General features: G+C 61.2%; 15 protein-coding genes. 5 read left to right on the top strand and 10 right to left on the bottom strand.

Features of this window, described 5'->3' with window-relative positions; genetic code table 11:
* The first annotated feature begins 144 nt into the window (after positions 1-144).
* Both RO069_RS16580 and RO069_RS16575 read left to right on the top strand, forming a co-directional pair.
* Entirely contained in the window at positions 145-591 is a 447-nt protein-coding gene (locus tag RO069_RS16580; RefSeq protein WP_328189075.1) for a YchJ family protein, read from the top strand.
* Between the two features lie 46 nt (positions 592-637).
* Positions 638-874: a DUF3565 domain-containing protein gene (locus RO069_RS16575; RefSeq protein ID WP_328189074.1), complete on the top strand. Its 237-nt coding sequence runs from the start codon at positions 638-640 to the stop codon at positions 872-874.
* On the opposite strand, the gene RO069_RS16570 is transcribed toward RO069_RS16575, so the two are convergent.
* Complete coding sequence (locus tag RO069_RS16570) at positions 875-1,555, bottom strand: type 1 glutamine amidotransferase domain-containing protein (RefSeq protein ID WP_328189072.1); 681 nt, start codon at positions 1,553-1,555, stop codon at positions 875-877.
* 230 nt (positions 1,556-1,785) lie between these two features.
* On the opposite strand from RO069_RS16570, the gene RO069_RS16565 reads away from it, so the two are divergent.
* Complete coding sequence (locus tag RO069_RS16565; RefSeq protein ID WP_328189070.1) at positions 1,786-1,986, top strand: hypothetical protein; 201 nt, start codon at positions 1,786-1,788, stop codon at positions 1,984-1,986.
* Between the two features lie 5 nt (positions 1,987-1,991).
* Here the strand turns inward: RO069_RS16565 and RO069_RS16560 are convergent, their stop codons facing one another.
* Positions 1,992-3,383: a CHAD domain-containing protein gene (locus RO069_RS16560; protein ID WP_328189069.1), complete on the bottom strand. Its 1,392-nt coding sequence runs from the start codon at positions 3,381-3,383 to the stop codon at positions 1,992-1,994.
* A 161-nt stretch (positions 3,384-3,544) separates the two neighbouring features.
* Between RO069_RS16560 and RO069_RS16555 the strand changes: the two genes are divergently transcribed.
* Positions 3,545-4,618, top strand: coding sequence for a TRAP transporter substrate-binding protein (locus RO069_RS16555; RefSeq protein WP_328189067.1), 1,074 nt, complete (start codon positions 3,545-3,547; stop codon positions 4,616-4,618).
* 294 nt (positions 4,619-4,912) lie between these two features.
* Here RO069_RS16555 and RO069_RS16550 read toward each other — a convergent pair whose 3' ends face one another.
* Positions 4,913-5,479, bottom strand: coding sequence for a PEP-CTERM sorting domain-containing protein (locus RO069_RS16550; protein WP_328189065.1), 567 nt, complete (start codon positions 5,477-5,479; stop codon positions 4,913-4,915).
* A 358-nt stretch (positions 5,480-5,837) separates the two neighbouring features.
* Between RO069_RS16550 and RO069_RS16545 the strand changes: the two genes are divergently transcribed.
* A complete protein-coding gene (locus RO069_RS16545; protein ID WP_328189064.1) occupies positions 5,838-6,641 on the top strand; it encodes an SDR family NAD(P)-dependent oxidoreductase in 804 nt (267 codons plus the stop codon).
* 66 nt (positions 6,642-6,707) lie between these two features.
* Here the strand turns inward: RO069_RS16545 and RO069_RS16540 are convergent, their stop codons facing one another.
* The 7 genes from RO069_RS16540 to RO069_RS16510 form a co-directional block, all read right to left on the bottom strand.
* Entirely contained in the window at positions 6,708-7,643 is a 936-nt protein-coding gene (locus RO069_RS16540; RefSeq protein WP_328189062.1) for a ketopantoate reductase family protein, read from the bottom strand.
* A 47-nt stretch (positions 7,644-7,690) separates the two neighbouring features.
* Positions 7,691-8,473, bottom strand: coding sequence for an SDR family NAD(P)-dependent oxidoreductase (locus RO069_RS16535; protein ID WP_328189060.1), 783 nt, complete (start codon positions 8,471-8,473; stop codon positions 7,691-7,693).
* A gap of 95 nt (positions 8,474-8,568) precedes the next feature.
* Positions 8,569-9,744, bottom strand: coding sequence for an MFS transporter (locus tag RO069_RS16530; RefSeq protein WP_328189059.1), 1,176 nt, complete (start codon positions 9,742-9,744; stop codon positions 8,569-8,571).
* 167 nt (positions 9,745-9,911) lie between these two features.
* Complete coding sequence (locus RO069_RS16525; RefSeq protein ID WP_328189057.1) at positions 9,912-11,213, bottom strand: TRAP transporter large permease; 1,302 nt, start codon at positions 11,211-11,213, stop codon at positions 9,912-9,914.
* Entirely contained in the window at positions 11,210-11,758 is a 549-nt protein-coding gene (locus tag RO069_RS16520) for a TRAP transporter small permease subunit (RefSeq protein ID WP_328189055.1), read from the bottom strand. The genes RO069_RS16525 and RO069_RS16520 overlap by 4 nt, the downstream gene beginning before the upstream one ends.
* A 177-nt stretch (positions 11,759-11,935) precedes the next feature.
* The gene (locus RO069_RS16515; RefSeq protein ID WP_328189053.1) at positions 11,936-13,018 is read right to left on the bottom strand and encodes a TRAP transporter substrate-binding protein; all 1,083 of its coding nucleotides are present in this window, start codon (positions 13,016-13,018) and stop codon (positions 11,936-11,938) included.
* A 264-nt stretch (positions 13,019-13,282) separates the two neighbouring features.
* The gene (locus tag RO069_RS16510) at positions 13,283-14,836 is read right to left on the bottom strand and encodes a long-chain-fatty-acid--CoA ligase (protein ID WP_328189051.1); all 1,554 of its coding nucleotides are present in this window, start codon (positions 14,834-14,836) and stop codon (positions 13,283-13,285) included.
* Positions 14,837-14,866: the final 30 nt, after the last annotated feature.

The raw sequence follows: 14,866 nt of genomic DNA, 5'->3' as shown, positions 1-14,866 counted from the left end.
CCAGAAGCCTCAGCGTCACGCAGTAGGCTAACGAATTACCCAGACGGGACACTAGGGAAACGGGCTTTTATAACATACAGCTTGATAGGTAGCTATTGGTGGCGCTGTGGTAGCTTGCCATCAGCACGTTTGTGGAGATTCGCTATGCCGTCTTGCCCCTGTGGCAGCCAGCAACCCTACGGGGACTGCTGCCAGCCCTTCCATCTGGATCGGATGCCCGCACCAGACCCCGAAACACTGATGCGTTCCCGCTACAGCGCCTTTGTGCTGGAGCTGCCCGACTACCTGCTGGCCACCTGGCACCCGGATACACGACCGGCCACACTGACATTGGAGCAGTCGCCGGACTGGGTGAGTCTGCAGATGCTGTCGTCAGGAGAGCAGGGGGATCGGGGGCAGGTGCACTTCCGGGCCGTGTACCGGATGCCGGACGGATTTGGTTACCTGGAGGAAACATCAGACTTTGTGTGCGAGGATGACTGCTGGTTCTACCTTCGTGGCGACACCCGGGAAGGGAGGCTGGACCCGGGCCGCAACGACCGCTGTCCCTGCGGTAGCGGGAAAAAGTTCAAGGCCTGTTGCCGGATATGACGGCCATGGCCGACGGAGGTACATCCTTCGATGCGGATAGGGACGCATGACCATGAAACAGCCCATTGTCGGCTATCACCGTGATGACGAAGGCCACTGGGTGGCGCAACTGGCCTGTGGCCACAACCAGCATGTTCGCCATGAACCACCCTGGGTAAACCGCCCCTGGGTGGTGTCAGCGGAAGGTCGGCGGGGAATGCTCGGCTTTGAACTGGATTGTGTGAAGTGCCGGGAGGGCGCCCCGCCGGACGAGCGCCCTCCTCAGAACGGTGAGGCAGTGTGATCAGTCCTGCAATGCCTGCAATACCGCCTTGGCGGCCCCTTCCGATGAGGCCGGGTTCTGGCCGGTGATCAGGTTGGCATCCACCACGATATGGGGCGACCAGTCATCCCCCTTGCTGTAGTCACCGCCATTCTCACGGAGCATGTCCTCCACCAGGAAGGGCACCACATCGGTCAGTCCGGCGGCTTCCTCCTCGCTGTTGCTGAACCCGGTCACCTTGCGACCGCGTACGAAGTAGTCGCCGTTGGGGGATTCAGGGCGGCGCAACACGGCGGGGGCATGGCACACGGCGCCGATTACCTTGCCTTCCCGGTTCGCTTCCTCCAGTAGTCTGATGGAATCGGCGTCCTCGGCCAGGTCCCATAGTGGCCCATGGCCGCCAGGGTAGAACACCGCATCGAAGTCATGGATGTTCACGTCGCTGAGCTTTCGGGTGCTCGCCAGGGCCTGTCGTGCCCGGTCATCCTGGCTGAAGCGGCGGGTGCTGTCGGTAAGGGCATCCTCCGCCTCGCTGTTGGGGTCAACGGGCGGCTGTCCGCCCTTGGGAGAGGCCAGGGTGATATCCGCCCCCGCATCCTGGAACACATAGTAGGGCGAGGTGAACTCTTCCAGCCAGAAGCCGGTCTGGTGACCGGTGTCGCCCATCTGGCCATGGGATGTAAGAACCATCAGGATTTTCATGGGTGTGTCTCCCTTCTCAGTTCGGGAAATGACTATTGGGTTGGCGGGAACCCGGGGCTTATGTTGCTGCCTGATGTCCTACGTTGGTATGCATTCCGGCGTTTACAACCCGGAGTCAATTTTCGTGCGTAGATACCCTTATCACTGAACTGAGGCCTGGTTCCGGTTGATAGCTGTCTTCGACCACGACGTGTCGGTATGCTGTGTCGGCCTGAAAGGAGTTGGATGTTATGAAGCACAAGGCAAGAGAGTGCATGTGGGCGCCAGGCATGCAGGACACCGATGTCACCTACGCCGGGGAACATACCTGGGAGGAGATAGACCGGGCCAGGAAGGAAATGGACCGCCAGCAGGGCCCTGGGGCACCAACAGGGCTGTTCATTATCCTGGGCCTGGGAGCGGTCATGATCGGCGCCTGGCTGGTGCTGTAACGGTGTCAGTCGTCGGGTTGGCCCTGGGAGTCGATCCGGGGCGGATGCGAAAGGATGGCGTCACGGGCGGCCAGCCGCTCCCGATCGATCTGGTCGGCCAGTTCCGTCATCACCGGAGGCAGCCGCGGGTCCATCCGGCTATCGGCCAGCTCCGCCAGTAGCCGGAGCTGTTGGTGGCGGTCCTGGAATTCCCCGTAAAGGGCCTGTTGTTCCTTCAGTTCCCTCAGCAGGGGGCGATAGTATCCCTTGTCCAGTTCGGCCAGGTAACGGAGCCGCTTGAGGGCCTTGCGCACTTCATGGAAGTCCTCGTCCGGTGCCTCCGCGGACAGGGCATGGAACCCCTCGAGACAAAGCTGTCCCCGTGCCCGGACGGTGTCGTGGATGGCGTCCGGCGTGGTTTCCCCCAGGGCCCGGTACAGCAGCTTTCCGGTGATCGTCTGCTCCCATTGTGCCAATTCCCGGCGCCATTTTTTCCGTTCCAGTTCCCCCGACAGTGACTGCCGCTCCCGTTCCCGCCAGTGCCGGTAGAAATCCCTGGCACCGGAGGCCTGTAACGACCGTTGCAGGCGCGGGTTGCCTGACGCCTGTTGCTCAAGGTAATGCAGGAAGACATCCAGGTCCCGCAGTTGGCTGGTTCGCCTGGCCATGCGTTTGAGTGGTTTCAGGCTTTTTCGGAGTGCGCTTTCTCCGGAGATGGTCTCGACCGCCTCGGTTACCGCTCGGCTGCGCCTGAGGTTGATCCGGAACTGGTGCAGGAACTCCGGGTCGATGCCCTGGATCACGCCGGGCTGGAGTGCGCGCAGGGTATCCAGTTGATGGCGCAGTGATACGGGCACCTGCTTTCGCAGGCTGTTACCGGTTTCCGGCGCCTCGGGCGCCTTGCGGCGATAGAGCTGGTAGCTGGCCTGGGCCGGGGGCAGGTAGCGCACCAGTGTTCCGTCCCCCTTGCCCAGTTGACGCCATTGGTCCAGAGGAAGTTGCAGGTGTAGCACGGCCCCGGTGACCATGTCCGGGGCCTCGCCATCGGTCAGCATGGCGGCCAGGTCCGTCAGGGCGGGGTTGTGGCCGATCAGGGTCACGGAAGGGGCGTCGCCCTTCAGGTTCCGGAGCCACTTGAACAGGTGTTTGGCACGGAAGGTATACAGGGTAGGCTCAAAGCGTATTCCAGCCACCAGATTGTGTTCCGGCAACTGCTCCAGCAGACCCTCAATGGTCTGCCGGGCACGGCAGGCGTGGCTCACATACACCGGATCGCCCAGGGCGCCGAGTTCCAGCAACGGACCGGCCATGGCCGCCACCTGGCGCTTGCCCCGCTTGTTGAGGGGGCGGTCGATATCGTGCAGGGAATCGTCCGTCCAGCTGGATTTTGCATGTCTGATCAGGAAGAGGCTCTTCATCGACAACATCCCTCTGTGCATCGGGTGGCCCGGGAAGCTATGATATCGGCTTCGTGCCGACTCCCATGCCAACATCGGTCGGTCACTGGATCAAGCCAGGAAGTTCGTGGGCCTGACCCTATCGGCTTCCAACAATAAAACCAAAGCAGGAAGTAATCACCATGACATTACGCTCAATGCTGAAGACAACGACACTGTTGCTGTCGCTGTCCCTCGTCGGGACATCCGCGATTGCCGAGGAAACCTATACCCTGAGGCTGGCCGAGACCTGGGGCCCCAACTATCCGATCCTGGGGGACACCAACCGTAGCTTGAAGGCCATGGTGGAAAAGATGTCCGAGGGCCGACTGCAGATCCGTATCGACTCCTCCAACAAGCACAAGGCGCCCTTCGGTATCTTCGACATGGTCAAGGCCGGTCAGTACGACATGGGCCATACCGCGTCCTACTACTATAAGGGCAAAATCCCCAACAGCATGTTCTTTACTACCGTACCATTCGGCATGACCGCGCCGGAACAGTACGCGTGGTTCTACTACGGTGAGGGGTTCGACCTGGCCCAGAAGGTCTACGGCCCCCACAACATGCTGTCGTTCCCCGGTGGTAACACCGGCGTGCAGATGGGTGGCTGGTTCCGTGAGGAGATCAATTCCCTGGAAGACCTGCAGGGCCTGAAGATGCGCACCCCCGGTTTTGCCGGCGAGGTGATGGCGGATATCGGTGTGGCCGTCACCAACATTCCGCCGGGTGAGCTCTACACCGCCCTTGAGCGTGGCACCATCGACGCCCTGGAGTGGGTCGGGCCGGCCCTGGACCTGCCCATGGGCTTCCACCAGATCGCCGAGTACTACTATGGCGGCTGGCAGGAGCCGTCCGCGGAACTGCAATGGCTGATCAACAAGGACACCTGGAACGAACTGCCGGAAGACCTGCAGGAAGTGCTCCGCGTGGCCATGCGCACAGCGGCCTATGACATGTACATCCAGACCATGCACGAAAGCGGCAAGGCCTGGAGCAGCATCCAGGAAGAGTATCCGGACGTGAAGTTCCGCACCTTCCCGGATGAGGTCATGGAAGAGCTGCGGGCCTCCACCAAGAAGCTGCTGGCCGAGATGGCGGAGAAGGATCCGCTGACCCGCGAGATCATCGAATCCCAGCGTGATTATATGGAGCAGATCCGTCCCTGGACCAACATCTCCGACCGGGCTTACCTGAACAACTCCGACGTGGAGTAAGTCTCACTGTCCTTGGGAATCGGGTTAAACATTCGGTTCCCATAAACAACAAACCCCGCTCAAGGCGGGGTTTGTTGTTTATGCAGGAGATCGAAACCCACAAGCGATGTTTTTCTGGCTGTCATGGGTGGGTAGTCATATCTTCTGAATCACATGTAAATAAAATTGACAGTGATGTCGACCGCCAGTGCGTCCAGCATGGGGCATACCCCATTACGGGCAGAGGGGGATTCAAGGCAGGAACTAACAGACACCCCCGCCGGAGCGGAGATGTCTGGAAGGCGTTACAGAGCGTTACTTGGCAGCGGTTCTGCGTCGAGCAAAACCAAGGCCCACCAGCCCCAGGCCCAGCAGGCCAAGCGTGGCGGGTTCCGGCACAGGAACATCAACAACACGGATAAAGCCCGCAGCGAAGGAGAAATCGTTCACTTCCTTTTCCTGGGAGTTCAGCCAGAAGTTGTTGAAGCCACCGTCGATACCGAGGGTCACGTCTTCAAACAGGTAGCTCATATAGCTGTTGTCGGCCTGCTTGATGCCCAGTACCCAGTCCACCGTGGTGCCTTCCCAGGCAGTGGGAACGATGAGTTGGTAGAGATACTCAAACTCACTGTCAGAACCGGAGACCTGCAGGTCAAACCCCGGAATGTCGCCAGCCTCGCTGTCCTTTCCGATATAGGTGAATGGATCCGTGCCGCCCCAGATGCTGTTGGTCAGATTGGTAATGTCGGTCGGGTTGGCAATATTGCTGGCACTGTAATAGTGACAGGCATCGGCATAAGAGCCATTGGCACTGGCGCTTTCGGTGGTGTTGACGCCACCATTGATACAGGGCACTGCCTGCACGGCCAGGGAAGCTGTCATCAGAAGGCTCCCGGCTATCAGTGCTGTTGCTTTACTGCTGTGTGTTTTCATTTCTCACTCCTGACGGTGTACGGCGACACCGGGTACTGATGCTACGCCCCATGGCGTAGTGAATCTGCCTGTTCCAAAGCACGGTTTATGCCATATACTTAATGCATTGAATTTAAATAATTTTTTTTGGCCGTTTGCGTCAGGTGTGTAAATAATATTGACGTTTGTTTTGGGTCACCCTTTTGATGTGGTGAGCCCTTCTCTTCATCTCTGTAAACCATGCCGAGAGGACCAGCGGATCTCTGAGCTTTTGCCGGTCCGTGGCCCCGGGTTATGCTCCACCAACAATCACAACAGGAGTAAAAAAATGTCAGATCGTCTTGCAGGAAAAGTGGCGGTGATTACCGGCGGCACCAGCGGCATTGGCGAGGCCACGGCCCGTCGTTTTGTGGAGGAGGGCGCCACGGTGATTATTGCCGGTCGCAGTGTGGATAAGGGCGAGAAGCTGGCGACGGACCTGGGGTCGAACGCCGTCTTCCGGAAAGCGGACGTCATGAACGAAGCTGATATAGCCGCCCTGGTGGACAGCGCAGTGGAGCAGTATGGTCGCCTCGATTGCCTGTTCAACAACGCCGGCGCCGGTGACCGTACCACCCTGGATTCGGTGACCGAAGAGGAGTTCGGCCACATCATGCGCCTGCTCACCGGCAGCGTGGTGTTCGGCATCAAGCATGCCGCCCGGGTGATGCGTAAACAGGGCTCCGGCTGCATTATCAACAACTCCAGCATTGCGGGTCATCGTCTGGGGCAGGGGGGCTACCTCTACTCCGGCGCCAAGGCGGCAGTCAGTCACCTGACACGGCTAGCCGGCGTGGAGCTCGGCGCTGATGGCATTCGGGTGAACGCCATTTCACCGGGAGCGGTGGCCACCCCTATCTTCTGGGGTGGGTCCGAGCGGGCCAATACACTCAGCGATCTGGAAAACGAGGCCAAAATGGCCAAGCTGGAGAAGAACCTGGCAAAAGCGACGCCACTACCGCGGGCGGGGCTGGCGGTGGATATCGCCAACGCGGCGGTGTTCCTGGCCAGCGACGAGGGCTCGTTCATCAACAGCCACGACCTGGTGGTGGACGGGGGCCGGATTTCCATGTTCAACGAGAAGTCCGGCTGACCGGAACCGGCCCAACCAGAAAGGGGGCACCGTGGCGCCCCCTTTTTTAACGGGATGGGTTCTGGCTCAGTCCCTGCCTTCCAGCGCCGCCCGCATCTTCAGCGTTACCAGCACCGTATTCAGGTGCGGCACCGGTATGCCGTGGCGTTGCGCGATAGCCACCACATTGCCCAGTACCGCCTCCCGCTCGATGGGCCGGCCATTGAGGTAGTCCAGGGCCATGCTGTTCTTGTAGGGGGGCATCTTGCGGGTGCCGGTGATATTCTGCTCGATCACCTTGTCCTCCATGGGGTAGCCCTCGGCGGCGGCCACGTCCATGACCTCCCGGATCATGGCGCGGATCAGGTCCTCGCCCCCTTCGGTGTCCAGGATGGTCTTGGTGTCGGCGCCGTTGGCGATGACGGACAGGGGGTTGAACGGGGTGTTCCACAGGCATTTGCGCCAACGCTCGCCCACCACCTGCTCGGTCAGGTCGATGTTGATGCCGCCGTCGATAAACAGCTGGGACAGCTCCCGGCAGTTGTCGTCAATGCCTTCCGGGTAGCGGCCCATGACCAGCTTGCCGTAGGCCTTGTGTTCCACCACGCCCGGCTCGGTGCGGCTGGCGGCGATGAAGGCCAGGCAGCTGATGATGGGGTTGTCCGGGTAGGCGTCGGCCAGTTCCCGTTCGATATCCAGGCCGTTCTCGATCAGTACCAGGCGGGTGTTGCTGCCCATCCAGGGTTTTACCAGGGCTGCGCGGTCGATGCCGGGCAGGACTTTCACGCACAGGATCAGGTAGTCCGGCTCTTCCACCGGCGTGTCGCCGTCCCGGTAGACGTGGTCCGGCTGGTAGGACAGGTCTCCCAGGGGGCTGGAAATACGGATGCCGTTGGCTTTTACCGCATCGTACTCGGAGCGTAGTACCGTGCTGACGCTGCACCCCGCCTTCTTCAGGACGGCGCCGTAGAAGCTGCCGATGGCGCCGGCGCCGACGATCAGGATGCTGGGTTTGTTGCTCATGTCAGGAATGTCTCCTTGATTCGTCAATAAACGTGATCACAGGTGCCTTAACGACGGACCGGGGCCATGCTCAGGTGGGCGCCGCCGTCTATCAGGATGGTTTCGCCGGTAGTCAGGTCGCCGCCGATAATCAGTCCCAGGCAAACGTCCGCAACGGTTTCTGGTGAGGCGGCATCATGCAGCGGGGCACCCCTCTTGGTTTTCTCCAACAGGGCATCGTACTTGTCCTCGCCGAGGCCCTTCTTCAACCATTCGCCCTGCACAAAACCGGGGCAGACCGCGTTGACACGAACCTCCGGCCCCATGACGCGGGCCAGGGACCGGGTCATGGTGACCAGTGCCCCCTTGGAGGCGGCATAGGCAATGGAGCTGCCAATACCGGCGAGCCCGGCAATGGAGGCCATGTTGATGATGTGGCCGGAGCCATTGGCCCGCAGGGCCTTCTCGGCGGCACGGGTCATCTGGTACGGGCCCACGGTGTTAACGGCGTACAGGTCCAGGAAGTCCTGCTTGTCGAGGCCGTCGAGGTTGGCGTGGTCGCAGAATTTGGTGGTGCCGGCGTTATTCACCAGGATATCGAGGCGACCGAACTGTTCCACGGTGGCATCCACCAGGGCCCGGCAGTCCGCGTCTTCCGCCACGTTGGCCCGGACCACCAGGGTCCTGACGCCAAACTTCTCGCAGTCGGAAGCCACGTCCCGGGCGCCGTCCTCATTGTTGCTGTAGTTGATCACCACATGGCAGCCATGCTCGGCAAACAGGCGGGCAATGGCGGCGCCAATGCCGGAGGAGGAGCCGGTGACAATGGCAACGGAATCTTTGAGTTTCATGGAGTGGCCCTTCTTGTGGTTGTTGATTGGAAAGGGGGAACGAGCCTCATCCTTGATTGGCGAATTCGGTATCTTCTCTCGTTCTGCGAAACACATCAATCATTATTGGCCCCTGGCGGAGTAAGCAGGTCATCATGCCGTAGCCAGGTAACCCCAAGCATAGCCATGACTGCGGCCAGCGACAGGCACAATACCGCAGCCGCCAGGTAGACATCCCGTAGTGACCCCAGCAATGCGGCAACCGGGGCAACCACCAGGGGGGACAGGAACTGGCCCAGGAAGATTGCGGACGACGAGCCCCCGAATACCCGCCCCCGGTACGCCGTCGGTGTGATGCGCATCAGCCAGACATTGGTATTGGGCAGGAAAATGCCGAACCCCAGTCCCGCCAGGCTGACACCCACCAGTGTAAGGGCATAGCTGTGAGCGTAGCCCACGATGGTGAATCCGATGGTCACCAGAACAAAGCCGATCACGTAGAGGCTGCTCACGGTGAGCCAGGGCTTGAGGCGGCCGTAGGTGAACGATACCACGGCCGCCGCCATGGGGGTGGTGGACAGCGCCAGGCCAATGGCGGTACCACTGACCTCGTGGCGCTCTGTCAGCAGGAACGGCAGTTGCGCCGGCACCATGTAGAACATGGCCATGCTGATCAGGCCAAGGCTGTAGGCCAGGATCACCCGGCCCCAGGGGAAAGGCTCCGGTGGGAGCTGTACCCCGGACTCATTGTCCGTGTCCGCTGACGCTGATGGCTCATAGAGCACCGCCCGGGCATAGGGCAGCAGGAGCAGTCCGGCGATGTAGACCAGGAAGGGGCCGCGCCAGCTCCAGTCCGCCAGGGCGCCGCCCAGGTTGAGGAACACCACCCCGCCCAGGGCCATGAAACTGCCCTGCAGGCCCAGGAACCGGGCCCGTTCGGTGGCATTGAAGTAGTCACCGATCAGCGTCGTGCTGATACTGATAATGCCCGCCACGGCGATACCGAGGATGGCCCGGGACAGGATCAGTACATCCACCCGGTCAATCAGGAACCCGGACAGTCCCGCAAGGCCGTACACCAGCAGGGCCACAAGGAGCAGGTTGCGGCGACCGAAGCGGTCCGCCAGATACCCCATGGCCGGACTGAACAGGGTGATCATCAACGCCGGCATGGTCAGCACCAGTTGCACCGCTACCTCGGCATTGCCGCCGAAGTGGCGGTTCATGCCGGGCAGGGAGGGCGCAATAATGGCACCCGCCAGCACGGTCATGGTGCTGGCCAGTAACAGCACGGCCTTGATGTGGATGGGGCGGGAAATGGCAGGGCTCCTTGGATGCTTGTCGATCTATAAGAAAGCTACCTGATTACGCCGGCCGTGCCCAGTGATTCCGGCTGTTTCAGGGCCCGAAAACAGGAAGGCCTGCGGATGCAGGCCTTCGTTCATGACAATGGCAGGGATCAGTAACCGGAGGTGGCGGACAGGCCGAACCACTCCGGCATCACCAGCAGGGTGATCACCACCGCGATCTGGATCAGGATGAACGGAATCACCCCCCGATAGATCTGGGTGGTCTGCACGCCCGGTGGCGCGACCCCCTTGAGGTAGAACAGACTGAACCCGAATGGGGGAGTCAGGAAACTGGTCTGCAGGTTCATGGCAATCAGGATCGCGAACCACAGCATGTTGATGCCCAGCAGTTCGGCAATCGGCGCCAGGATCGGCACCACGATGAAGGAGATCTCCACGAAGTCGATGAAGAAGCCCAGGAACAGGATGATCAGCATCGACAGGATCAGGAAGCCCCATTTCTCGCCGGGCAGCGCCAGCATCCATTCCTCCAGCAGGTAGTCGCCGCCGGTGTAGCTGAACACCATGGAGAAGGCGGTGGCGCCCACCAGGATGGCGAACACCATGGCGGTTACCTTGACGGTATCCTTCGCGGAATCCCAGATCACCTGCCATGAGAACTGGCGATAGATCAGCGCCAGTACCACGGAGCCAACGCCACCAAGGGCGGAGGATTCCGTCGGGGTGGCGATGCCGGTGAAGATGGAGCCCAGCACCACCACGATCAGGGCCAGCGGTGGAATGATCGCCAGCAGGGCCCGGCGTATTTCCTGGGCGCGGGACTGGCTGTCATCCCTGGGCATGGCCGGGGCGATCTCCGGCTTGAGGTAGGCCATGATCAGGATATAGGCCACGTACAGGCCGATCAGTATCAGGCCGGGAATCACCGCCGCCTTGAACAGGTCGCCCACCGGCAGACCAATCACGTCACCCAGGATAATCAGGATGATGGAAGGCGGGATGATCTGCCCCAGGGTGCCCGAGGCACAGATGGTGCCGGTAGCCAGTTCGGTCTTGTAGCCATGGTGTAGCATGACGGGCAGGGAGATCAGGCCCATGGCCACCACGCTCGCCCCCACCACGCCGGTGGAGGCCGCCAGCAGGGCGCCCACCAGGATGGTGGAGATGGCCAGGCCGCCGCGCACGCCACCAAACAGCTTGCCCATGGATTCCAGCAGTTGTTCCGCCAGCTTTGTACGCTGCAGCACCAGCCCCATGAAGATGAACAGCGGCACCGCCATCAGCGTGGTATTGGTCATGATGCTCCAGATGCGGAACGGCATGAAGGCGAACAGCTGCGGACCTTCGGCAATCAGCCCGAATATCAGCGCGACGCCGCCGAAGGTGAAGGCCACGGGGAAGCCCCACAACAGCATCAGCAGGCAGACCCCGAACATGACGATACCGATCATGCGAGACCTCCCGCGCTGTGTTCACTGTTTTCGTAATGGGCGTCCTGTTTGAGGACGCGAATAGCGTAGGTCACCATGTTGATACCAGCGATGGCCGTAAAGAAGGAAGAGAAGGAAATCAGGCTCTTGATGATCCAGCGGTGGGGCAGGCCACCGGGGTCGCCGCTGCCTTCGCCAAGGTTGTAGGACTCGACGGCGAAGTCGATCCCCAGCCAGGCAATGAAGAAGGCGAAGGGGATGACCAGCACCAGTGCCCCCACCAGGTTGACCCAGGCCTTGAAGGTCTCGCTCCACTTCGCGTAGAACACGTCAACCCGCACGTGACCGTCCGTGCGCAGGGCATAGGGTATGCCCATCAGGAACACCACCGAATACAGGTGCCATTCCATCTCCTGCATGCCGATGGAAACGTCGTTGAACACGTAACGTGATACCACGTCGTAGAACACGTTCAATGTCAGCAGGATAAACGCCACGCTGGCAATCCAGCCGCATAGGTAGCAAATGCGTCCCAGCCCGTTATCGATGAATCTGAGCCATCCCATGATGAGTCCTCGTACTACGGAAACAATCCCGCCCGGTCGGGCCTTGACGTGTGGGGCAGGCCTGTGAAAAAAGCGCCGGTAGTGTAATCGAAAGCGGTGTCTTTTTCACAAACATGCCTTGCAAAAAACAGCGCCGAAGCCCTGGGGCTTCGGCGCTGGTGACTGCATGGCCGTGGTTTACTCCACGTCCGCCATGTTGTTCAGGTAGGCCCGATCGGCGATGTCGATGTAGGCACGGGCATTTTCCAGGTACTTCTCCTGGGATTCGATAATGCGCGCGGCCAGCTCATCACCTTCGGCGGCTTCCTCCAGCAGTTTCTCGTTGGCTTCCACCATCGCCTGGAAGACATCATCCGGGAAGTTCTTGACCTGGATATTGGGGTGCTCTTCCTTGATGGAGGCCCAGGCCTTGGCGTTCTCGTGGACGGACTGGATCATCATGTCGTAGGCGGCGGTGCGCATGGCGACACGCAGGATCTGTTGCAGGTCCGCGGGCAGTTCGTTCCAGGTGTCCTGGTTGACCAGGAACTGCAGCTCGGTGGCGGGCTCATGCCAGCCGGTGTAGTAATAGTCGGCGATCTGCTGGAAGCCCAGGCGCAGGTCCAGGGCCGGGCCAACCCACTCCACCGCGTCGATGGTGCCACGTTCCAGGGCGGTGTAGAGCTCACCCGGGGGAATGTTGGTCGGGTTCACACCCACTTCCGCGAATACCTCGCCGGCAAAACCGGGAATCCGCATCTTCAGGCCTTCCAGGTCCTCCCGGGAGTTGATCTCGTCGCGGAACCAGCCACCCATCTGAATGCCGGTGTTACCGCCAGGGAAGGACAGCATGTTATGAGGTTCGTAGACCTCCTGCATCAGCTCCATGCCGTCGCCGTAGTAGAACCAGGCATACTGTTCCTGGGCGGTCATGCCGAAGGGCATGCTGGTGAAGAACAGGGTATTGGGGACCTTGCCCTTCCAGTAGTAGGAGGCGGAGTGGCCCATGTCGTACTGGCCGGCCTTGACCATGTCGAACACACCGAACGGGGCCTTGTGCTTGTTGGCGGAGTCGATGCGGACCCGCAGGCGGCCGTCGGACATTTCCTCGGCCATCTTGGCCATGTTCTTGGTGGCTTCACCGAAGATCGGGAAGTTGGGGCCCCAGGTTTCCGCCAGGCGGAGGGTGAATGTTTCCTGGGCATAGGCCAGGGGGGATGCAATCAGCGCGGAGAGGGCTGCCGCGGTCGCGGCGCGCCTGAAGAATGAACGACGTTTCATGGTGCGCGTTCCTCTGTTTGTTGTTGTTTACGTTGTTGTGATTGTCGCCCCCGATCCGTGTGTAACGGGAGCTGGCAAGCTTACCCGGTAAACGTAGCACGGATCGGAGGGCCGGTGAACTGATTCAGGATGCTATCTAGACTATCGTCGTAGAGGGGGCGGGGCGGTCGCCTCTCCGTTTTGGGGTTCAGCGCTTGAGGGGTGGTCGTTGTCGCTGGTTGGGCAGCGCCCCTGCCAGCTTGGCGGCAGGGGCAACCTTGAGAACTACTCGATTTCCACGGCCTCGGCGACCTGGTCCCGCAGGGATTTCTTGAGGATTTTGCCGACGCCGTTGCGGGGCATGGCGTCCATGAAGATCACCCGGCGCGGGGTCTTGTACTTGGCGAGGCGCTCCTGGCAGAACGCCAGCAGTTCTTCCTCACTGATGTCCGAGTCGGCATTGCGCACCACCACGGCGATCACTTCCTCGCCCATGCGTTCGGACGGCACGCCCACTACCGCCACCTCGGCCACCGCCGGATGCCGGGAGATCAGCTCTTCCAGATCACGGGGGTAGATGTTGAAGCCGCCCCGGAGGATCAGGTCCTTCTTCCGGTCGACGATGTAGAGGTAACCGTCCTCGTCCATTTTCGCCACATCGCCGGTGTGCAGCCAGCCATCACGGATGGCGGCGTCGGTGGCTTCCCGGTTGTTGTAGTAACCGGGGGTGACGTTCTCGCCCCGGACCAGCAGCTCACCCACTTCACCGGTTGGTAGCGGGTTGCCGGATTCGTCGGCGATGCGCAGCTCCACCCCGGGCATGGCCCGGCCCACGGAGCCGGGTTTGATGGGTTCGCCACGACGGTGCACCGACACCGCCGGGGCGGCCTCGGACAGGCCATAGCCTTCGTAGATCTCGGCGTTGAAGCGCTTTCGGAAGGCTTCGATCAGTGACACCGGCAGGGGTGCGGAGCCGGACCCCAGGGACTCCAGGGAGGACATGTCATACTCGTCCACCTCCGGCGCGGTGGTGAGGGCGTAGATCATGGCCGGCACCGCGCTGAAGCGCTCGACCCGGTGTTTCTGCACCGCTTCGCACACCTCGCGCACGTCGAACTTGGGCAGGATCACCATGCTGCCACCACGCAGGAACAGGGTATTGGCCATGGTGAAACCGTAGATATGGGCCAGCGGCAGGACGCCGATGGTGGTGCCGGGCTCGTCACCGCTTTCCTCCGCCAGGTGCACCGCCGCCGCAGCGTTGCTGTAGAGGTTGCGGTGGGTCAGCATCACCCCCTTGGGCTGTCCGGTGGTGCCGGAGGTGTACAGGATCACGGCGATGTCGTCTTCCTTGATCTTCGGCTTGCGGATATCGGGATCCGCCGCGGCCATCAGCGAGCACAGGCTCTGGCACGGAATGCCGGCGTTGGCGCTGGGCTGGTTCTGGGCGATGCCCGCCACCACCAGTCTGGGAGGTGTTTCCATGCCGGAGGTGGCCTGCTCCATGACCGGAATCAGGGCCTCGCTAGTGATGATGGCGCTGGCCCCGGAGGCCTGCAGGATGAATCCGATCTCACGGGGATGGAGCACGAACATCACCGGTAGCACGATGGCTTCCGCCCGCATCACGCCCTGGTAGGCAATGAACACCTCGGGACAGTTGGGCATGCACACCACCACCCGGTCACCGGGGGCCACGCCCAGGTCCCGGAGGCCATTGGCCAGCCGGTTGGCGCTGTCCTGGAGTTCCAGGTTGGTGATTTCCCGTTGCCCGGCGTAGAGCATGGGGTACTCGCCAAAGCGTTCGAGGCTCTGTTCTGGCAGATCAGTCAGGATCATTGTTTTTTTCCCTGGTTGATAAAACTGTCT

Source organism: Marinobacter sp. OP 3.4, assembly GCF_036224885.1.
GTDB lineage: Bacteria > Pseudomonadota > Gammaproteobacteria > Pseudomonadales > Oleiphilaceae > Marinobacter.
The sequence above is the reverse complement of the archived record's forward strand: the minus strand, read 5'-3'. Positions and strand labels throughout refer to the sequence as shown.